Genomic DNA, 20,183 nt, shown 5'->3' on the forward strand with positions numbered 1-20,183 from the left:
GACCTGTCAGTGCAGCACAGGATTGTGACAATTGCCGGTTTCGCCGCGAGAACCGCGTCGCCAGGCTGACGCCCCAGCCCCGCCTGCCGCGACGAGCGCCCGGGCATGCAGTTGTGATACAAGCGTGAGCAGACCGTGGACGCCTGCCGAGTTCGAGTGAGGCAACTAAAAAGAGGGCGAAGGATGAGTGCCAAAACTGTATTGATCACCGGTGCCAGCCGAGGTATCGGCCGGGCTACCGCGCTGGGTGCTGCCAAGCAAGGCTGGGGGGTGGTGGTAAACTACCAGCATGATCAGGTCGCTGCCGAATCAGTAGTCGAGCAGATACGAGCCGCTGACGGCCAGGCTTGGGCTGTGCAAGGCGATGTATCGGTCGAGGCCGATGTGCTGCGGATCTTCGATGAGGCCGAACGACGGGGGGCATTGACGGGCGTGGTGGCCAACGCTGGCATAGTTGCGCCTGGCGCTCTGCTGGCGGACATGCCCCTGGAACGTCTGCGGCGCATGTTCGATGTCAACGTCCTTGGGGCCTACCTGAGTGCGCGGGAAGCTGCGCGGCGGATGATGACCAGCCGTGGTGGGCAGGGCGGCTCCCTGGTACTGGTGTCGTCCATGGCCGCGGTGCTTGGTTCTCCCGGTGAATATGTAGACTACGCCGGGAGCAAGGGCGCGGTGGACAGCCTGACCATTGGCCTGGCCAAAGAGCTCGGCCCGGAAGGAGTGCGCGTGAATGCGGTGCGTCCCGGCCTGATCAATACCGAGATCCACGCCTCTGGCGGGCGACCGGACCGCGCCTGGGCCCTAGGCGTACACACGCCTCTTGGGCGACCGGGCACCGCCGAAGAGGTGGCCAGCGCGATCCTCTACTTGCTCGGTGATGATGCCAGCTTCATCACCGGTACCTTCCTGGACGTAGCAGGCGGTCGTCGCTAGGGAGCACTGTGTCTGCCCTGCCGGCAAGGCCGGTTCGCCAGCTGCCCCTGGCTCTCACCGAGGGCTACGCTCGCGGCTGAACCGCCTTCAACGGGTGGCCTGCCTGGCAGGCCGCGAGTATCGGCCAACACGATGCAAGCCATCGCCATAAAACATTGTTCCATCCCGTAGTCGCCTGGCTAGAGTGCGCACACCCAAGGCATCGGTAGCGTGCTCATGAATTCCAACCCTCTCAACGGCTGGCAGGTGGACCGCCAGCGTATCAACTTCGTTGGCCACGACCTGGAGCGCCCTGAGTGCATCATTGCCCAGCCGGACGGCAGCTTGTTCACCGCCGACGCGCGTGGCGGGGTCATGCAGATTTCTCCCAACGGTCAGCAGCGCTTGCTGGCCCCGCTGAACGCCACCCAGGGGGCAGCCGACTTCAACCAGCGCTATGTACAGTCCGCGGGGGCTTCCTTGCCCAATGGGCTGGCCCTTACCGAAGCGGGCGATTTCATCATCTGCAACTGGGGACTGGACCGGGTCGAACAGCTGGATCGCCAAGGGAAGCTGCGGGTGCTCTGTGACCACCTGGACGGCAAGCCCCTGGGCAAGACCAATTTCCCATTGCTCGATCGCCATGGACGGCTCTGGTTCAGCGTCACCACTACCCAGCAGCCCTGGACCGATTCCATCAATTCAGGCGTGCAGGACGGCTATATCGCCGTGATGGACGAGAAGGGCGTGCGAGTAGCTGCCGAAGGTTTCGCCGGCACCAACGAAATCCGCTTCGATGAGCATGAGCAGTGGTTGTATGTGGTGGAAAGCAACGCTCGGCGTATCTCCCGGCTGCGGCTGCGACCGGACGGCAGCCTGGGCGAGCGGGAGATCTTCGGGCCCCGTGAACTGCCTGGTTTCCCCGATGGCTTCGCTTTCGACAGCTTCGGCAACCTTTGGGTAACCTTGATCATGAGCGACGTGCTCATTGCCCTCACGCCGGAGGGTGACGTGCTCACCTTGCTAGACGACGGCGACCCCCAGGCGACCGCGACGCTCAACGCGCGCTACCGAGCCAGGACGCTGACGCCCGAAGTGATGCAGGCGGCCCGGGGCAGCCTGGCGCCCTGGATGGCCAGTATCACCTTCGGCGGCCCGGACCTGCGCACGGTCTATCTCGGAAGCCTGCTGGGCACCCGGATTCCTTGCTTCCGCTCACCAGTGGCGGGCCAGCCCTTGATTCACTGGCGCTGAGTCAGACTGCCCGGGTGACGCCGCCGTCGACGCGCAGATTCTGCCCTGTGATATAGCCCGCGCCTTCGCTGGCAAGGAAGGCGATGGTCGCGGCAATCTCCTCAGCCTTGCCATAGCGCTGCAAGGGTACGGCCCGGCGGCGCTCTTCGCTGGCTGGCAAGCTGTCGATCCACCCGGGCAGTACGTTGTTCATGCGCAGGTTGTCCTTGGCATAAGTGTCGGCGAAGAGTTTGCTGAAGGCGGCCAGGCCACTGCGGAACACCGCGGACGTGGGGAAGAGCTCGCTGGGTTCGAAGGCCCAGGCGGTGGAAATGTTGATGATGACGCCGCTCTTCTGTCGCTGCATGATCGGCGTCACCAGGCGGGTAGGACGGATCACGTTCAGCAGGTAGGTGTCCAGGCCCTTGTGCCAATCCTCGTCGCTGATGTCCAGGATGGGCGCCCGCGGGCCATGACCGGCGCTGTTCACCAGCACGTCTACCCGACCCCAGCGCTCGTAGGTAGCCTGCACCAGGCGCTGGAGATCCTCGCTGGATTGATTGCTGCCGGTGACGCCCACCCCGCCCAGGCGCTTGGCCAGGGCCTCGCCCTTGCCGGATGACGAAAGAATGGCGACCTTGAAACCGTCCGCGGCCAGGCGCTCGGCCGTGACCGCTCCCATGCCGCTGCCCGCGGCGGTGATGATGGCGACTTTATCTACAGGCATCGCATGTTCCTCCACTGAGTCGATGCACTAGGCTAACAACCTGATAACCGCTCAAGACAGCCAGCGGGCGCTGGCTCTGCCTATACAAAAACTACTGGCTCATCTGTGCCGGAGCCTGGGCTTGGCGAAGCAGCCACTCCATCACCGGGCGCAGGGCCGGCGGTTGCCCGGGTCTGCGCGGCCAGACCAGGTAGAAGGCCTTGTCGGCTTCTGCGTGCAGGTCGAACACCTTTACCAGTCGTCCGGCACGCAAGTCCGCGTCCACGAAGATGTCGCTGGCCAAGGCGATGCCTTCACCACTGATGGCCGCTTCGATAGCCAATGCTGTCTGGTTGAAGCGCAGGTTTCGCGCTGTGGGCTGGGCAGGCTTATGGAACAACCGGGCCATATAGGACGGCCAGGCGTTATGGGCGTCATGTAGCAGCAGGTACGCCTGCAGGTGATCGAGATCACCAGGCGCCCCGTGTTCGGCCAGCGTGCGCGGGCTGGCCACGGCCACCACCTTCGGAGCCATCAGCAGTCGCGCCTCGAGCCCTGGCCCGAAGGGCGGGTGGCCATAGCGCACGGCCAGGTCGATACCGTCGGTATGGAAGTGGGACAGCCTGTCCGTGGCCAAGACCCGGAGATCGATTTGCGGATGCGCTTGGCTGAAATGGCCTATCTTGGGGATCAGCCATTTGGCGGCGAAGGTGGGCGTCACGCTGATCGTCAGCTGGGCGGGCTGCGGCCGCAACCCCAGGGTGGCCTCCTGCAGCAACGCCAGCGCTTCACGTACGCTGGCGCTGTAGCGTCTGCCAGCCTCGGTCAAGCGCAGCCCCCGGGGCATGCGCTCGAAAAGCCGAATCTCCAGGCTTGCTTCCAGAGCGCGCACCTGCTGCGCCACCGCCGCCTGGGTGACCCCCAGTTCTTCGGCGCCGAGGCGAAAGTTGAGGTGTCGGCTCACGACTTCGAACACGCGCAGTGCGTTGAGCGAGGGTAGGGAGGTGAAACCGTCGGGCATCGAGACTCTCGTTCGATTGGTGGTCGGCTACCCTAGCAGCAACCGCACTTGCTTCACAGAACCCTACCGTCAGATGTGTGCCAAGGCGTGCATGGGTGTCTTTCGTTCAATACCCCGGCTCGCCACCGCCTTAGCCTAGCCTCTTCGTTCAATGGGAGTGTTAGGGATGAATGTGTTGGTTTCCATGGCGGCCTTTGCCTTGGCCGCTTCGATCACACCTGGGCCGGTGAACATCGTCGCTCTGGCCAGCGGGGCCCGCTTCGGTTTTCTCCGCAGCCAGGGCCATGTCCTGGGTGCCACCCTGGGGTTCGTCTGTCTACTGCTGTTCACCGGTTTCGGCTTGCGCGAACTGCTGGCGCAGTGGCCATTGCTGGTCGAACTGGTGCGCTGGGCGGGTATGCTCTTCCTGCTCTATCTGGCCTGGAAACTGGCCAGTGACAATGGCCAGCTTGGCGCCGAGGCCGCTACGCCGTCCCCGTCTTTCTGGCGTGGCGCGGCCATCCAATGGCTCAACCCCAAAGCCTGGCTGGCGGCCGTCGCCGGCATGGGCGCCCTGGTCGGCGACGGCCAGGCGTGGTTGATCTGGAGCTTCGCGGCCATCTACTTCCTGGTGTGCTATCTGTCGGTGGCCTGCTGGGTCTATGCCGGCGCCTACCTGGCCGCGCACTTGCGCAGCCCTGGCCGGGTGCGCCTGTTCAACCGTTGCATGGCCGCGGTGCTGGGCGGCTGTGCCTTGTCGCTGCTGCGGGGCTGAGGCCTTAAGGCACCATTCAAGACGAACTAGATCCCAGGTCACCGCTTTCAGTGCCGCTCCAGGCCAACAAGGGTCGTTTCCGGTTCTGTTGCACGACCTAGGCAATCTCAATGGTTGCGCGGGTCGTGCGCGAGGCCAGCTGGCGAACTTCGTATGGATTGCGACACACTCAGCCGACGATGAGCGTGCGCGATAGACGGCTCACTCAGCCTGCCTTCCCGTACAGGGTCTTTTCCTGTTCGATCATCCGATTGGCCAGGTACCAGTAGGCTTCACCCCAGGCATTCAGGATATCGTCGGTCGCCGCGTCGCCCAGCACATCCTTGATGGCCGGTAGCAGAGCATTGGCCACCGCTGGATAGTGCTCGGCCTTGACGTGGGTGGCCACATGCCGGGCACATATGTTGTCGATCGCGCCCTGGATCGCTTCGAGCCGATCCACGTTGTTGGCGAAGGCCAGGATAGCCGCCGCCAACCGCTTGGGCTGCTCGCCGGATTTGTGCGCCGCCTCGTCGAACAGGGATTTGATGTCAGGATCGACAAACAGGCGCTCGTACATACGCGTCGTGATCTCCACGCCGTGCTTTTGCAATACCGGGGCAGTGGACTTGATGGTGGCGATGATTTCAGGAGAAAGGGTGCTCATCTGGGGGATCCTTATAATTCCACATCAGGCGTGGGGAATTATAGACCAATTCCAGAGGATTCCTGCCCGCATCCGTGGGCGAGCCTGATGCTGTATGCATCTGGCCATCCTCAAGGCGCCAGCTACGCCCGATACTGCCCGGGCGTCACCGCCAGGTGCCGTTTGAAGGCGCGTTGCAGGTGCGCCTGGTCGGCGAAGCCCGCTTCCTGCGCGCAATCGGCGATGGCCGCGCCTTTGCGCAACCGCGCCTGGACGTGCTGGATGCGTCGGTTGACCAGGTAGGCATGGGGCGTCAGATGAAAGCGCTGTTCGAAGGCGCGGATCAGATAACCCTCCGAGAGGTTCGCTGCCTGGCAAATGTCGGCAAGGGTCAGGCTGCTTCGATAATGGGCATCTATATAGGCCGCTGCCCTTTCCACCCGAGGGCTGGGCCTGGCAGGGCGAGGCGTCGCGCCGCCAAGGGTGCGTTGCACCTGTATGAAGAACCTCAGCGCGGCCTCATGCTTGGCCAGCAGGTCGAGGTCCGGCGAAAGCAGGTCCGCATATAGCCCGGTCAGGTCCCTGAACAGACCTGACGCCTGGCTGAGCACTGGCGCCAGGGGCCTGAAGCGGCTATCCCCCCGCCCTTCGCAAGCCTCCTGTACCTCCCCGAACCAGGCGTCATCCACATAGAACATCACATAGGACCAAGGCTGGTCTTCGATGGGGTTGCAGGCATGAACCGCGCCCGGGTTCATGAGCACCACGGTGCCCTGGGCGATACGCAGTCGCTGGTCCTCGTGCAGGTACCAGCTCTGACCGGCAGTCACCGCGCCGATGGAAAACACCGCATGGGCATGGCGACCATAATGCAACTGGCGACCATCCTCGATGGCGCGCGCCTCTATGAAGGGCAGGCGCGGGTCTCGCCAGAAATGAGGAGTGGTGGAGTTCACGGGGCCTCCTGTCTCTGAAGCCATATCATCCTGGGTGCGCCTGGACTGCCCAGTAGGCCGGTCGCGGTCCAGGCCGTCGCTATCCAGGCGCAGGGTAATCGGTTTTCGGCCCGCGGCCCATAGCTTCCAGCCGAACGCTGCCGTAGCGACACTCTCGGTACAGCCGCTGCCTTGGCCTGAGCGTATACTGCTCGGCCCTGCTTCTACTGACCACAAGGACGTCACCGTTGCGCTACGACCTCACCAGCCTTGACCTTTTCCTGACCGTGGCGGAGGAGCGAAACCTGACCCGCGCCGCGCGCTTGCGTCACCTGGCGGTCTCGGCCGTGAGCAAGCGGGTGAGCGAACTGGAGCAGCAAGCCGGTGCGCCCTTGCTGGTTCGCAACGCCCGTGGGGTGGAGCTCACCCCGGCGGGGCAGTCCATGGTTTTCTATGCCCGTCAATTGAGACAGACCCTCGACGTCCTGGCCAATGAACTCGGGGATTACGCTACCGGCGTCAAGGGCCACGTGCATATACACGCCATCACCTCTGCGCTGTCGCAGTTCCTTCCTGGTGACATTGCCCGGTTCGCCCGCCTGTATCCCCAGATCAAGTTCGATATCGAGGAACAGGTGGGCAGCGCGGTGGTACGGGCGGTGGCCGAAGGGCGGGCCGAACTGGGGATCATCGCGCAGCAGACGCCAGCCCAGGGCCTGGAAACCGCCCCCTACCGCAGCGATGAGCTGATCGTCTTGATCCCGGCGGGCCATCCCTTGGAAGGGCGTCGCCAGGTCACCTTCGCACAGGCCCTGGACTACGAGCTGGTGGGGGCTCATCAGGACAGCTCGGTCTACCGACTGCTGGCGAGTGAAGCGCAGCGCCTGGATAAGCCCCTGCGCCTGCGGGTGCGTATCAGCAGTTTCGACTGCATGTGCCGGATGGTGTCGGCGGGGCTGGGCCTGGCCGTCATGCCGCGCAGCGTCGCCACACCCTACTTGCGCAGCCATAAACTGAAGACCCTCGGGCTACAGGAGCCCTGGGCGCATCGGTCCTTGCTGCTGGTATACCGTAAGTACGACGCGGCCTCGCCAACGCTGAAAACGCTGATCGACAGCTTGCAGCCGGAGCCTGAATAGCGTTCTCCGTTGGAGAACGCTGGCTTGCCAAACCATCAATTTTCATGGAAGCAGCCTGGCTCTACCATGCGGCCATAAAAGACCGCTCGCCGACCGGGCGGACATCCAGCCCTGACGAGCCTGCCGATGACCCAGATTGTTGCTTCCCTGACCAGCCACTTGCAGGTGGACGGCCAACGTTATGCCTATGTCGACCTGAACAAGCTGGTGCGCTCCGAGGTACTTTCGACATTGCCCTATGCCATTCGCATCCTGCTCGAGAATGTGGCGCGCTGTTCGCCACAAGCGCTACCCTCGGTGCTGGCTCGGGCCGAAGGCCATGGGCAGGACTGCGAGGTGCCCTTCCTGCCTAACCGCCTGATGTTCCACGACACCACCTGCCTGCCGGCCCTGGCCGACTTCGCCGCAATGCGTGACGCGGTCGCCGAGCTGGGCGGCGACCCTCAGGCCATGAACCCCATGATCCCGGCGGTGTTGACCATCGACCACTCGGTGATTGTCGAGCGGTACGCCGAATCTGGCGCGGTGGAGGACAACCTGGATATCGATTTCCGTCGCAACGCCGAGCGCTATCGCTTCATCAAATGGGCGCAGAAGAGCCTTTCCAATTTCGGCGTGATTCCCCCGGGCACCGGGATCATCCACCAGATGAACATGGAAGCCCTGGCCCAGGTGGTATGGGAGGGGCGCACCGCGGAAGGCGAGCCGTTGCTGCATCCGGATGACATGGTCGCGACCGATAGTCACACCCCCATGATCAATGCCATCGGCGTTCTGGGCTGGGGGGTGGGCGGCCTGGAAGGGCAGGCGGCCATGGTCGGCGAGCCGGTACCGATCAGTTTTCCTAAGGTGGTCGGTATCCGTCTGACCAACGCCCTGCGCCCCGGCGTTACCGCCACCGACCTGTCATTGCACGTGGCCCAGGTGCTCAGGCAGCGCCCGATGGTAGGGAAATTCGTGGAATTCACCGGGCCGGGCCTGTCCGGCTTGAGCTGGGCCGCGCGCGGAACCGTGGCCAACATGGCGCCAGAGTATGGCGCCACCGTAGTGTTCTTTCCCTTCGATGACGAAACCCTGGCCTACCTGGAGTTGACCGGCCGGCCTCAGGCACTGCTCGACAAGGTCAAGGCCTATATGCGTGCGCAGCCACTGTGGCGTCGGGATGACCTGCCGCAGCCACGCTTCGACGAATTGATCGAACTGGACCTGGCCAGTATCGAGCCAAGCGTGGCCGGCCCCCATCAGCCTCACCAGCGGCAGCCCCTGTCCGCTGCCGCGGCCTCTTTCAAGGAGGGCGTGCTCGGAGGCGGGCGGTTGATCGCCGGCCCCGCGCCCCGTGAGTTCTTCGAACCGGCCTTCGCCGAGCCCATCACGCACGGCGCCGTGGTGATTTCCGCCATCACCAGCTGTACCAACACGGCCAACCCGGCGCAGATGATCCAGGCCGGCTTGCTGGCCCGCAGGGCTCAGCGCCTGGGACTGACCCGCAAGCCCTGGGTAAAGACATCCCTGTCGCCCGGTTCGCAGGTGGTTGCCGATTACCTGGGCGCCGCTGGCCTGCTGGAGGATTTTGCCGCGCTGGGGTTCGATCTGGCGGGTTTCGGCTGCATGACCTGCATCGGTAACTCCGGGCAACTGGAACCGCGCGTGGAAGCCTTCGCCGACCAGGGCCTCAAGGGTGTGGTAGTACTCTCAGGCAACCGCAATTTCGAAGGGCGGGTCAACCCCAAGGTGCCGGCCGGCTACCTGGCCTCCCCAGCCCTGTGCGTAGCCTATGCCATCGCAGGGCGTATCGATCTGGACCTGACCACCGAGCCGCTGGGCAAGGATCCTCAAGGCAACGCACTGTACCTGGCTGACCTGATGCCGGACGATACCGAGGTGGCAAGCGAGCTGGCCAGGGTGGTGCAGCCAGGGTTCTTCCGGGAGCGGCTGGCCACGCTTTGGGACGGAACCCATCATTGGCAGGCGCTTTCGGCCGAAGGCAGCGTGCGCTTCCCCTGGAGCCCGGCATCCACCTACCTGCGGCGACCGCAATATCTGGTCCAGGTGCCACCGGCGCCGCCCTCCACCCTGGCGATTACGGGCGCTCGACCGCTGCTGCTCTTGGGCGACAATGTGACCACTGACCATATCTCGCCCGCCGGCGCCATTCCTGCCGAAAGCCTGGCCGGCCAGTGGCTGCTGGAACGGGGCGAAGATCCGCGAGACCTGAACCAGTACTCGACCCGGCGCAGCAACCATGAGGTGATGCTGCGTGGCGCGTTCACCAACCGCTCGGTGAGGAACCTGCTGCTGGGCGATGCCCAGCCGGGCCTGGGCGCCTGGGCCTGGAATGCCGATCACAGCCAGTGCCTGCCATTGTTCGAGGCCGCGCAAAGCCATGCCCGGGCGGGCACGCCCATGGTGGTGTTCGCCGGCATCAACTACGGTGCCGGCTCCAGCCGGGATTGGGCGGCAAAGGCCCAGGCGCTGCTCGGCGTCAAGGCCGTAGTGGCCCGGAGCATCGAGCGCATCCATCGTAGCAACCTGATCGGTATGGGGGTGTTCCCTTTGCTGTTTCCGGCTGGCGCCAGCGCCGAGGACCTCCAGCTCACCGGGCAGGAGCAACTGGACTTCCTCGGACTGGACGAGCTCACTGTAGGCCTGAACACGGTGGGGCTCAGGGTGAGCCGGAACGCTGGACAGTACAGTGAACATGCCCTGCAGTTGCCTATCGACTCCCAGCAGGAACTTCATTACCTGCGCCACGGGGGCGTACTGCCCTATGTGGTCCGCAAGGTGGTAGCGCTTACTGCCTGAGCGGCCGGCACTACAGGCCTCCTCCATTCCCTCACGAGAATTTTCCATGTACGCCTATGTCGGTTCACGCACCACTCGCGAACGCAACGCCCGCGGCGACGGCATCACCGTTTTCCGCGTGGATCAAGAGCAGGGCACACTGGGCCTGATCCAACTCGTCGAGGGTCTGGTGAATCCCTCGTTTCTGGCCCTCAACCGTGCCGGTACGCGGCTGTACACGGTGCACGGTGACCAGAGCGAGGTCAGTGCCTTCACGGTAGCGCCTGGCAGCGGCCGCCTCAGCCTGCTCAACCGGCAGAGCTGCCATGGCAAGAACCCGGTGCATCTGGCACTGGACCCCAGCGAGCGCTATCTGCTGATCTCCAACCACATCAGCGGTACCCTCGCGGTGCTGGCGCTGGCCGAGGACGGTCGCCTGGGTGAGCTGGTCCAGCAGGTGATCCTGGAAGGACCTATCGGGCCGCACCGGGTGGAGCAGCCGTTCGCCAAGCCTCATTTCAATCCATTCGACCCTTCGGGTCGCTTCGTCCTGGTGCCAGACAAGGGCCTTGACCGCATTTTCAGCTTCCGCTTCGACGGCGGCCGGTTGTCCCCGGCCCAGGTGCCCTTCACCCTCACTCGGGAAGGCGCCGGGCCCCGGCATATCGCAATGCACCCCAAGGCCGAGTTTGCCTATGCGGTCAACGAACTCGACTCGAGCCTCACCGCTTATCGCTTCGATCCGCGCAATGGCGCGCTTGAGCCCCTGCAAGTGTTGCCGTCGTTACCTGATACCTACACGGGTAACAGCCGCGCCGCCGAAGTTGAAGTCTCTCCCTGCGGTCGCTTTCTGTATGCCTCCAACCGGGGCGCCGATAGCCTGGCGGTTTTTGTAATCGACCCGGTCAGCGGACATCTGAGCCCATGCCAGTTCATGTCCAGCGGCGGCAGGACACCGCGTTTTTTCACCCTGACCCCTAACGGCCGCTTCCTCTTCGCCCTCAACGAGGACAGCGACACCCTGGTGGCCTTCGCGGTAAACCCGGACACCGGAGCACTGAGCGCCACCGGCTTCCGACAGGCCGTGGGCAGCCCGGTGTGCATGGTGTTTTCCAGGTAAGTCAGCTATGACAAGAATTGGCATTCGGACAGGAGCGCCGAATGTCATCCAAACGCCAGCGGGCGGCTGCACGGCGCCTTGATCAACTCTGGAGATTCTCATGCTCGACCGTTCAACCACTGTATTGGACCAGTTGGCCCCAGCTGGCGTGCTGACCGCGGCCATCAACTACGGCAATCCCGTGCTGGCCCAGCGTGGCGCGGATGGCCGGCCAGCCGGTGTTTCCGTGGACCTGGCCACCGCCCTGGCCAGGGAACTGGATGTGAGCTTGAACCTGATTACCTTCGATGCCGCCGGCAAAGTGTTCGCGGCCCTGGAGCAGCAAGCGTGGAACCTGGCGTTTCTGGCCATCGAGCCGGTGCGCGAGGCCCAGATCAGCTTCAGCGAAGCTTACGTGATCATCGAGGGTACCTACCTGGTGCGGCAAGAGGCGCCCTTCCAGCACGTAGCTGACCTGGATCGGCCAGGCGTACGTATCGCCGTGGGGGAGGGGGCCGCCTACGACCTGTTCCTCAGCCGCAGCTTGCAGCAAGCGGGCCTGGAGCGCGCCGACACCTCCGCGGCTGCCGTGGACCTGTTCCTGGAGCGAGCCCTGGAGGCCGCCGCCGGAGTCCGCCAGCCCCTGGCCGAGGTCGCCGCTGCCCAGCCTGGCCTGCGGGTGCTGCCGGACAGTTTCACCAGTATCCGTCAGGCCATGGCCGTGCCGCGGGGTCGGGACGCGGCGGCGGCCTATGTGCGCGATTTCGCCCGGCGCAAGGTGGCAGACGGTACGGTAGCGGCAGGATTGGAGCGCAGCGGGCAAGACCCTCGCTGTGCGCGGGCCTAGCCTGCCTGCAGGATCATGGCCGCAGCCTTCTCGCCGATCATGATGCAGGGCGCGTTGGTATTGCCGCTGACCAGGGTCGGCATGATGGAGGCGTCCGCCACGCGCAAGCCTTCGAGGCCGTGGACTTTCAAGTCGGGGCCGACCACGCTCAGCGGGTCCTGGCCCATCTTGCACGTGCCTACCGGGTGGAACACAGTGGCGGCATGCTCCCGGATATAACTGAGCAATTGCTGATCGGTTCGAACATGCTCGCCGGGGAGCATTTCCTTGCCCCGGATGCCATCGAACAGCGGCTCGGCCAGGACCTTGCGTGCCAGTTTCAAACCTTCCACCAGCACCTGGGCGTCCTCAGGATGGGCCAGGAAGTTGAAATCGATGGCCAGGTGCCCGTCGTTCCGCAGGCGCAGCTCGCCAATGCTCCTGGGCCGTAATACACAGGTGTGCACGGCGTAACCATGCCCCCACTCGAACAGTCGACCACGATGGCTGCGATAGCCGGGAACGAAGTGGAATTGGACGTCGGGTATGTCTTCTGCCAATGGGGTACGGGCGAAGCCGCCAGCCTCCACATAGTTTGTGGTCAGCCAGCCCTTGCGCGAGCGCAGGTAACGCCAGGGCGCGCTGAGGATGCTCGGTAGCGCGCCCAGGGAAAAACCCAGGGTCAGCGGGCTTCTGGAGCGAACGGTGACCAGGCCGTCCAGGTGGTCCTGGAGGTTCTTGCCGACGCCAGGCAGGTGGTGACGCGTCGCCACGCCCGCGGCCCTGAGCTCTTCTTCAGGGCCGATCCCCGAGGCCAGCAGCAAGTGGGGGCTGCCCAGGGCGCCCGCGCTGAGAATGACCTCCCGCGCCGCGCCGAGGGTTTGTGCCTGGCCAGCGCGTACCCCATTGACGCCAGTGACCCGCCGGCCTTCCAGCGCAAGCGACAGCACCTTGCAATCCGTAAGCACCGTCAGGTTCGGCCGATCCAATATGGGCTGCACGAAGGCCCGGAAGCTGGACAGGCGCTTGCCGTCCTTCTGGGTGAGGTGATAAAGGCCGCACCCCTCGAGGGTGGCCCCATTGAAGTCGTCATTGCGCCGGATACCCACTTGTTCGGCTGCCTTCACGAACAGCCGGGACACCGGGTTCGGGTCCTTGGGCGCATCGATGCACAGCTCGCCCTGGGTACCATGATGCTCGGAGCTCTGCCCCAACAGGTTGCGCTCGGAGCGCTTGAAGTAGGGCAGTACGCTGTTCCAGTCCCAGCCAGGGCAGCCGGCGGCGGCCCAGCGGTCATAGTCGCTGGCATGGCCACGAATGTAGATCATGCTGTTCATGGAGCTGGACCCGCCGAGCATCTTGCCTCGGGGCGTGTGCAGGCTCCGCCCGTTCAGGCCTTTCTGGGGCGCGGAAAAGAAATTCCAGCTATAGGTTTTACTCTTGTAGAGCGTGATGGTGCCGGCCGGCGTCTGAATGCGCGGGTTGTTGTCGTGGCTGCCCGCCTCGATCAGGCATACACGGGTGCCGGGGTCAGCGCTCAGGCGGTTGGCCAGCACGCAGCCGGCCGAACCCGCGCCCACGATGATGTAGTCGAATGTGTCCATTCGGCGCTCCTGCTGGATGATCGGTACCGGCCGCTCATGGCCGGCAAGGCCGGGGGATAACCCCGAGGTCAGCCTTGGCGGAACTGGAACCAGGTGGTCTTGAGCTGGGTGTACTTGTCGAACGAATGCAGGGACAGGTCGCGACCGAAGCCCGATTGCTTGCCGCCGCCGAAGGGCACGGTCACGTCCAGGGCATCCACGGTGTTCACTGAAACCGTGCCAGCGTTCAAGCGCCCGGCCACGCGGTGGGCGCGGTTGAGGTCGTCGCTCCACACCGAGGCGGCCAACCCGTAGATATGGTCATTGGCCAGGGCCACGGCTTCATCCTCATGGTCAAAGGCGGTCACCGCCAGCACGGGGCCGAACACCTCCTCCTGGGCCAATGCCTGCCGTGGACTGACGTCGGTGAAGATGGTGGGCTGGATGAAGTTGTTCGAGCCATTGATGGTCAGTTGTTCCCCGCCGGTGACCAGCCGCGCCGAGCTGGCCTTGGCCCCCGCGATGTAGCCGAGGATGCGTTCGGTCTGCCGGGCGTTGACGATCGCGCCCATGGGGCTGGCCGGGTCCAGCGGGTCGCCGGGCTGCCACTGCCGTGTCTTGTCGGCCAGGCGAGCGACGAACTCATCATGGATCTCGCGTTGCACCAGCAAACGCGAATTGGCTGAGCATACCTGGCCCTGGTTGAAGAAAATGCCAAAGGCGGCTTTTTCAGCGGCAAGGTCCAGATCCTGGCAGTCGGCGAAGACCAGATTGGGGCTTTTGCCACCGCATTCGAGCCACACCTGCTTCAGGTTGGACTGGGCCGCGTACTGCATGAACAGCTTGCCCACGGCGGTGGACCCGGTGAAGGCCAGGGCGTCTATGTCCGGGTGCATCCCCAAGGCACGACCGGCCTGCTCGCCCAGGCCGGTCAGCACACTGAGCACGCCTTCCGGCACGCCGGCCTCCAGGGCGAGCTGGGCCAGGCGCAGGGCAGAGAAAGGCGACTGCTCCGCCGGCTTGAGCACCACGCTGTTGCCAGCGGCCAGGGCCGGAGCCAGTTTCCAGGCGGCCATGTCCAGCGGAAAGTTCCAGGGCACCACCGCGGCGATCACACCCAGTGGAGCTCGGGTAATAGTGGCCAAGGCCGTCCGGGCGGTAGGCGCCACCTGATCGTAGAGCTTGTCCAAGGCTTCGCCGTACCAGGCCAAGACACTGGCCGCGCCAGGCACGTCCAGGTTGTAGGCATCCATGACCGGCTTGCCCATGCTCATGGCGTCGAGCAGGGCCAGTTCTTCGCGATGCGCCATCAGCAGGTCCGCCAGACGGAGGAGTACGGCCTTGCGCTCGCGAGGCGGCCTGTTCGCCCAGGTTCCTTGCTCGAAGGTACGGCGCGCTAGCCTGACAGCTTCGTCTGCTTCGGCCGCACCGCAGGCGGCCACGCGCGCCAACAGGCGATCAGTGGCCGGGTCGATCACATCGAAGGTTTGGCCATCGGCAGCAGTTCGAGCACGTCCGCCAATCAGGGCGGTATCGATGAAGGCCTGGTTCTTGGCCAGGCGTTGCCAGTCTGCGTGCTTCATCAGGCTCACTATCCTCTCGAGTCAATGGATCGCTAGCGAAATATTGGCGCAACGAGGTGGCCGGATAAAATATTAAAAATATATTGAAGAACAATAAAAATGCTCTTCAGTACGCACTTTCCGGGTGCGCCTGCACTATAAAAGACCCTGGCTGCGCGCAAGCCGATTTAAAACTTTAACCCGGCCGCAGGCACGCCTAGAATCGCTGTACGTTTTCGTTGCCCTGTCTGGGAGTTGAAATGGCGGCCTATAATCTTCGCCAACTCAAGTATTTCATCGCCACCGTAGAATGCGGCAGTGTGGCGCAAGCCTCGCGCAAGCTCTATATCGCGCAGCCTTCGGTCTCCACCGCCATCAAGCAACTTGAAGAAAGTTTCGGTGTGCAGTTGTTCATTCGCCACCATGCCCAGGGCATGTCACTGACCCCAAGCGGCTCCCGTTTCTATCGCAAGGCATTGGAGCTGTTGCGAGTCGCCCATGAATTCGAGCAGAACGCCCTGGCCGACAACGATGTGGTAGCAGGGCAGATCGACATCGGTTGCTTCGAAACCGTGGCGCCCCTTTACCTGCCCAGGCTGATCGCCGGCTTTCGTGATCGTTGGCCGGGGGTCGAAATTCGCATTCGCGACGGTGAGCAACAGGAACTTGTACAGGCCCTCACCGCCGGCAGCATCGACCTGGCCATTCTCTATGAGCACGAGCTGGACGCTACCATCGAAACCGTTTCGTTGATGCCGCCACAGCAGCCCCATGCGCTGCTTCCGGAGGGGCACCGCTTCGCCCAGCAGGCCAAGGTATCGCTCAGTGACCTTGTGTTGGAACCGATGATCCTCCTCGACGTACTTCCCAGTCGCCACTACTTCGTGAGCATCTTCCAGGAGCAGGGGCTCACGCCCCACATTCTGTTCAGTTCACCTTCCATTGAAATGGTCAGAGGCATGGTGGCCCAAGGGTTCGGTTTCTCTATCCTGGTGACCAAGCCTTTCTCGGAGTTCGCCTACGATGGCAGGCGGGTAGTGTGCGTGCCCTTGGCGGAAACCGTCACCGGTTCCGGCCTGTCCGCCGCCTGGCTGCGTCGTAGCCAGCTGACCAAGCCGGCGCAGCTGTTCGTGGACCATTGCCAGAGGGAACTGGCGGCGGTGGGGCGGGGCCATGTGCAAGAGACAGTGCAGATACCATAGCCCTCGATCGATGCCCTTCGAGCATGGCATCAGAAAGGAGAAGTTCGTCAGCTAGCGCCGACCCCCACCGGCGTGAATGCCTACTTCGCCGAACAACGCCCACGGCGAACGAGAGGAGTCAAATCGCAGCCTCGCAGCGTCAGGCCCCGCTTTCGCAGGCATAGGCCAGCACCCGTTCCAGCATGAGGTCGCAGGCATCGAGCTGGTCCTGGCTGACGTATTCGTCGGGTTTGTGGCCTTGCTCCATGCTGCCGGGCCCGCACACCACCGTGGGAATTCCCGCGGCATGGAACAACCCGCCTTCAGTGCCGAAGGCGACGGTACTGAACGTATCGGACCCACAGAACCGTGCGATCAGCATCGCTGCCTGGCTATGCGGATCGGTGGCCAGGCCCGGGTAGGCCGACAAAGGGGTGAATCGAATGGTGCTTTGGCTGCTTACCTGGCGCATGCGCGGCAACAGCTCGGACTGGGCATAGCCCTGCAGGCGGTCGCTGACCTGGGTCGGGTCCTGGTCGGGGAGGGCGCGCACTTCAAAGTCGAAACGGCAATCCTCAGGCACGATGTTCAGCGCCTGGCCGCCGCTGATCACTCCGGTCTGCACGGTGCTGTACGGCGGGTCGAAGCGCGGGTCCCGCTTTGCCTGAAGTTCCACGCCGATGCGGCCAAGCTCTGTCATCAACCGCGCGGCGTACTCGATGGCGTTCACGCCCTGGGGCGCATAGGCCGAGTGGCAGGCATGGCCATGAACCTCGCAACGCATGGCCAGCTTGCCCTTGTGGCCGAGTACTGGTGTGAGCCCGGTCGGCTCGCCGATGATGCACAGCATGGGTTTCACCGGTCGGCTGGCCAAGGCGGTGAGCAGGGCGCGTACGCCAAGGCAGCCTACCTCTTCGTCATACGATAAGGCGACATGCACAGGCAGCCGCAAGGATGCGCCGACCAGCTTCGGTACCAACGCCAGGACGCACGCAATGTAGCCTTTCATGTCGGCGGTGCCGCGTCCGTAGAGGCGGCCGTCGCGCTCGGTGAGCTCGAAGGGTGGTAGCGTCCAGGCCTGACCCTCCACCGGCACTACGTCGGTATGGCCGGAAAGCACGATGCCAGGGCGATCGCCGGGGCCGAAGGTAGCGAACAGGTTGGCCTTGCTGCGCTGAGCGTTGTATACCCGCTGCACCGTTACCCCGAAGCCTGCCAGGTACCGCTCGATGAAATCGATCAGCGCCAGGTTGGACGCTCGGCTGGTGGTATCGAAGGCCACCAACCGCTCGAGCAGGCCCCGGCTGTCAAAGGGCATCGCGATCATCTGTCGTCTCCGGGTACGCCATAGCCTGGCGCCCTGGAGGGGTCGAGGGCACGGTCGATATAGTCCTGCAGTTGCGGACGATATGCCGCCCACAGCCGGGCCAGCTCGGCGATAGGCTGCTGGTCGGCCCAATCGACCCGAAGGTTCACGATGGGCCAGGTCAGCTCGCCGACCACCACCAGCGCGGCCGAATGGACGGGACCGGCTTCGCCACCCGCGCCCTGGCCGGCCTTCAGTGCTGCCAGCAGTCGGTCGGCCAGTTGCCCTTCAGCCCGCTCGAACGCCTGTACCATGGCCACGATCACTGCGGCATCGGCCAACATGTTGCCGGCGGCTACGCACTGCTCCCCGGCCACGGCATGATGGGTACCCAAGGTTTGTCCACCACTGAAGTGAGCGGTGCGCCCCAGATGGTCGATGGCGGTGAGCTGGCGGTACTGGCTGTAGCCATTGCGGTTGAGCGCCGCATCGACCGCTTCGGCCGGCGCCAGGCCGGCCTGCAACTGGTCCAGTACCTCAGGACCCAGGGCCGGCAACGTGATGTTCTGGCTGGCCACCGCGCCCACCCCCGGGCGCAGCCAAGGGCAGCGCGCGCCCACGGCGATGCTCGAAGAGCTGATGGCAACGCCCAGCTGGCCGGTTTCAGCGCAGCGCGCGACTATGGAAAAGGTCATCTAGCCTCCATCTGTTGCGGGATCACCGCGATCACGTCGATTTCCATCAGCCACTGGGGCTGGCCTAGCGCTGAAACCACCAGGCCGGTGGAAATGGGAAAGACCCCTTTGAGCCATTTGCCCACTTCCTGGTACACCGGTTCACGGTAGCGCGGGTCTATCAGGTAGGTGGTGGTCTTCACGATGTGGCTCAGGTCGCTGCCCGCTTCCTCCAGCAGTTGCTTGACGTTGCGCATGGCTTGTTCAGCCTGGGCGCGGGGGTCGCCCAGGCCGACGAGGTTGCCCTCGAAGTCAGTCCCTACCTGGCCGCGCACATACACGGTATTCCCGGCTCGCACGGCCTGGCACAGGTCATTGTCCAGGGTCTGGTTGGGGTAGGTGTCCTTGGTGTTGAACATGCGAATCCGGGTATGGGTTGGCTGCGCCATGGTCACACTCCTGCTACGGCTGAACGTTTCAACATGAGAGGCGCCTCGGCCGGGTCGGCACTAGCCACGCATTGAGGACCGCCGCGGTAGGCTTCGTACTTGCGTTGCTTGGCAATGTGCTCGCCAATGTGGCGGGCGTCATGCCACACACCCCAGATGAAGGCCGAGCCACGCCGCGCCAGCCACGGCAGGCCAACGAAGTAGATGCCAGGTTCGCTGGACAGGCCGCGCTGATGCACTGGCCTGCCCGCCGTATCCAGGCCGAGGCCTTGCAGCCAGCTGAAGTCGACTGCATAGCCGGTGGCCCAGATGAGGGTGCCGACCCCGGCCGCGGCCAGGTCCAGGCTCGACAGCGGTTGGTTTACGCAAGGCGGGTCCGGGTAGCGGCGCCGCGCTTCGGGATCTTCGGGCAGGTCCAGGCCATTGCGGGCGATATAGGCATCGGCGGCGTCGAGCAGGGCCAGGTAGTTGTCATCGCCACGGGCCAGGTTGTCGGCCAGGTCCGGGGCGAAGCGCGCCACGCCCTGATCGAACGCCTCGGTAACGCCGACCAGGGTGATGCCCTGATGAGCCAGGGCCCGGAAATCCACGGTGCGGCCGCCGTGGGCGCCGCTGACCGCGATGGTCACATGTTCGCGCCCTGGCTGGCGCACCTCGGCATCCCACTCGCCGAGCACGCCGAGCCACCAGCAGAAGTCTCGTCCACGGTAGGCGCGCGGTGGCCGGTCGTGGGCACCGACGGAGAGATACACCTGTCGGCCCGCGGCGCGCAGTTCGTCGGCGATCTGCACGCCGGATGAGCCGGCGCCCACCACCAATACCGCTCCAGGGGGCAGCTGTTGCGGGTTGCGGTAGTGGGCCGAATGCAACTGCAGCAGCTTTTCATCAAGGGGCGCGATGGCCGGAATCACTGGCCGCTGGAAGGGCCCCGTGGCGGCGACCACTCGCTCAGCCTGCAGGGTGCCGGCGCTGGTGTGCACAGTGAAGCCGGGACGGCCCAGATTGCGGATCACGCTCTTGACTTCAACGCCCGTGCGGATGGGGGCCTCGATCTGTCGGGCGTAGGCTTCGAAATACTCGGCCACCTGATCTTTGCCAGCGAAGGCGTCCGGGTGCACCTCAGCGAATTCCATGCCGGGAAACCGGTCGTGCCAGGCCGGGCCGTTGGCGACCAGCGAATCCCAGCGGCCCGTGCGCCAGGCTTCGGCGATGCGGCTGCGCTCCAGCACCAGGTGCGGCACGCCCAATTTGCCCAGGTGTTCGCTCATGGCCACGCCCGCCTGGCCCGCGCCCACTATCAGAGTATCTACGACAGTTTTATCCAAGCTCATGTTCAAGTGTCCGTGGAGTAGCCGATTTCGACAAGGCCAGACTAAGAGATGCCGCCACCGAGGGAA

The 20,183-nt window shown here is 64.3% G+C and carries 18 protein-coding genes; 8 read left to right on the forward strand and 10 right to left on the reverse strand.

Features of this window, described 5'->3' with window-relative positions:
- Positions 1-183 precede the first annotated feature (183 nt).
- Complete coding sequence (locus ACP691_RS05915) at positions 184-933, forward strand: SDR family oxidoreductase (RefSeq protein WP_426198566.1); 750 nt, start codon at positions 184-186, stop codon at positions 931-933.
- Between the two features lie 216 nt (positions 934-1,149).
- On the forward strand, positions 1,150-2,166 hold the full coding sequence (locus ACP691_RS05920) for an SMP-30/gluconolactonase/LRE family protein (RefSeq protein WP_426198567.1): 1,017 nt from the start codon (positions 1,150-1,152) through the stop codon (positions 2,164-2,166).
- Between the two features lies 1 nt (position 2,167).
- Here the strand turns inward: ACP691_RS05920 and ACP691_RS05925 are convergent, their stop codons facing one another.
- Positions 2,168-2,872: an SDR family oxidoreductase gene (locus tag ACP691_RS05925; protein ID WP_426198568.1), complete on the reverse strand. Its 705-nt coding sequence runs from the start codon at positions 2,870-2,872 to the stop codon at positions 2,168-2,170.
- A 91-nt stretch (positions 2,873-2,963) separates the two neighbouring features.
- Positions 2,964-3,872 (reverse strand): LysR substrate-binding domain-containing protein, encoded by a 909-nt coding sequence (locus tag ACP691_RS05930; RefSeq protein WP_426198569.1) that lies wholly within the window; start codon positions 3,870-3,872, stop codon positions 2,964-2,966.
- A 166-nt stretch (positions 3,873-4,038) separates the two neighbouring features.
- Between ACP691_RS05930 and ACP691_RS05935 the strand changes: the two genes are divergently transcribed.
- Positions 4,039-4,626 carry a LysE family translocator gene (locus tag ACP691_RS05935; protein WP_426198570.1) on the forward strand — a complete coding sequence of 196 codons (588 nt, stop codon included), beginning with the start codon at positions 4,039-4,041 and terminating at the stop codon, positions 4,624-4,626.
- Positions 4,627-4,831: 205 nt separating this feature from the next.
- Here ACP691_RS05935 and ACP691_RS05940 read toward each other — a convergent pair whose 3' ends face one another.
- Positions 4,832-5,272, reverse strand: a complete 441-nt coding sequence (locus tag ACP691_RS05940) for a globin domain-containing protein (RefSeq protein ID WP_426198571.1) — start codon at positions 5,270-5,272, stop codon at positions 4,832-4,834.
- Positions 5,273-5,394: 122 nt separating this feature from the next.
- Positions 5,395-6,231 (reverse strand): AraC family transcriptional regulator, encoded by an 837-nt coding sequence (locus ACP691_RS05945; protein ID WP_426198573.1) that lies wholly within the window; start codon positions 6,229-6,231, stop codon positions 5,395-5,397.
- 203 nt (positions 6,232-6,434) lie between these two features.
- On the opposite strand from ACP691_RS05945, the gene ACP691_RS05950 reads away from it, so the two are divergent.
- The 4 genes from ACP691_RS05950 to ACP691_RS05965 all read left to right on the forward strand — a co-directional run bounded on the left by ACP691_RS05950 (position 6,435) and on the right by ACP691_RS05965 (position 12,052).
- Positions 6,435-7,325 carry a LysR substrate-binding domain-containing protein gene (locus ACP691_RS05950; protein WP_426198574.1) on the forward strand — a complete coding sequence of 297 codons (891 nt, stop codon included), beginning with the start codon at positions 6,435-6,437 and terminating at the stop codon, positions 7,323-7,325.
- Positions 7,326-7,451: 126 nt separating this feature from the next.
- On the forward strand, positions 7,452-10,127 hold the full coding sequence (acnA, locus tag ACP691_RS05955) for an aconitate hydratase AcnA (protein ID WP_426198576.1): 2,676 nt from the start codon (positions 7,452-7,454) through the stop codon (positions 10,125-10,127).
- Between the two features lie 46 nt (positions 10,128-10,173).
- Positions 10,174-11,226 carry a lactonase family protein gene (locus ACP691_RS05960; protein ID WP_426198577.1) on the forward strand — a complete coding sequence of 351 codons (1,053 nt, stop codon included), beginning with the start codon at positions 10,174-10,176 and terminating at the stop codon, positions 11,224-11,226.
- 100 nt (positions 11,227-11,326) lie between these two features.
- Complete coding sequence (locus ACP691_RS05965) at positions 11,327-12,052, forward strand: transporter substrate-binding domain-containing protein (RefSeq protein WP_426198579.1); 726 nt, start codon at positions 11,327-11,329, stop codon at positions 12,050-12,052.
- Here ACP691_RS05965 and ACP691_RS05970 read toward each other — a convergent pair.
- Together ACP691_RS05970 and ACP691_RS05975 are read right to left on the reverse strand one after the other, a co-directional pair.
- Entirely contained in the window at positions 12,049-13,635 is a 1,587-nt protein-coding gene (locus ACP691_RS05970) for a GMC family oxidoreductase (RefSeq protein ID WP_426198581.1), read from the reverse strand. The two genes, ACP691_RS05965 and ACP691_RS05970, sit on opposite strands and share 4 nt — an antisense overlap.
- A gap of 68 nt (positions 13,636-13,703) precedes the next feature.
- Positions 13,704-15,197 carry an aldehyde dehydrogenase gene (locus ACP691_RS05975; RefSeq protein WP_426198583.1) on the reverse strand — a complete coding sequence of 498 codons (1,494 nt, stop codon included), beginning with the start codon at positions 15,195-15,197 and terminating at the stop codon, positions 13,704-13,706.
- A gap of 239 nt (positions 15,198-15,436) precedes the next feature.
- Here ACP691_RS05975 and ACP691_RS05980 point away from each other — a divergent pair, with 239 nt between their 5' ends.
- Complete coding sequence (locus ACP691_RS05980) at positions 15,437-16,378, forward strand: LysR substrate-binding domain-containing protein (protein ID WP_426198585.1); 942 nt, start codon at positions 15,437-15,439, stop codon at positions 16,376-16,378.
- A 139-nt stretch (positions 16,379-16,517) separates the two neighbouring features.
- On the opposite strand, the gene argE is transcribed toward ACP691_RS05980, so the two are convergent.
- Genes argE through ACP691_RS06000 form a run of 4 tightly spaced genes read right to left on the reverse strand, consistent with a single transcriptional unit; the run spans position 16,518 to position 20,117 of the window.
- Positions 16,518-17,684 carry an acetylornithine deacetylase gene (gene argE, locus ACP691_RS05985; protein WP_426198587.1) on the reverse strand — a complete coding sequence of 389 codons (1,167 nt, stop codon included), beginning with the start codon at positions 17,682-17,684 and terminating at the stop codon, positions 16,518-16,520.
- On the reverse strand, positions 17,681-18,358 hold the full coding sequence (locus ACP691_RS05990) for a DUF1028 domain-containing protein (protein WP_426198589.1): 678 nt from the start codon (positions 18,356-18,358) through the stop codon (positions 17,681-17,683). The genes argE and ACP691_RS05990 overlap by 4 nt, the downstream gene beginning before the upstream one ends.
- Positions 18,355-18,786, reverse strand: coding sequence for a RidA family protein (locus ACP691_RS05995; protein WP_040262632.1), 432 nt, complete (start codon positions 18,784-18,786; stop codon positions 18,355-18,357). The genes ACP691_RS05990 and ACP691_RS05995 overlap by 4 nt, the downstream gene beginning before the upstream one ends.
- Positions 18,787-18,788: 2 nt before the next feature.
- Positions 18,789-20,117 carry a flavin-containing monooxygenase gene (locus tag ACP691_RS06000; protein WP_426198590.1) on the reverse strand — a complete coding sequence of 443 codons (1,329 nt, stop codon included), beginning with the start codon at positions 20,115-20,117 and terminating at the stop codon, positions 18,789-18,791.
- Positions 20,118-20,183: the final 66 nt, after the last annotated feature.

Origin of the sequence: Pseudomonas sp. DC3200b2, from assembly GCF_049895785.1 — a bacterium.
GTDB classification, from domain to species: domain Bacteria; phylum Pseudomonadota; class Gammaproteobacteria; order Pseudomonadales; family Pseudomonadaceae; genus Aquipseudomonas; species Aquipseudomonas massiliensis.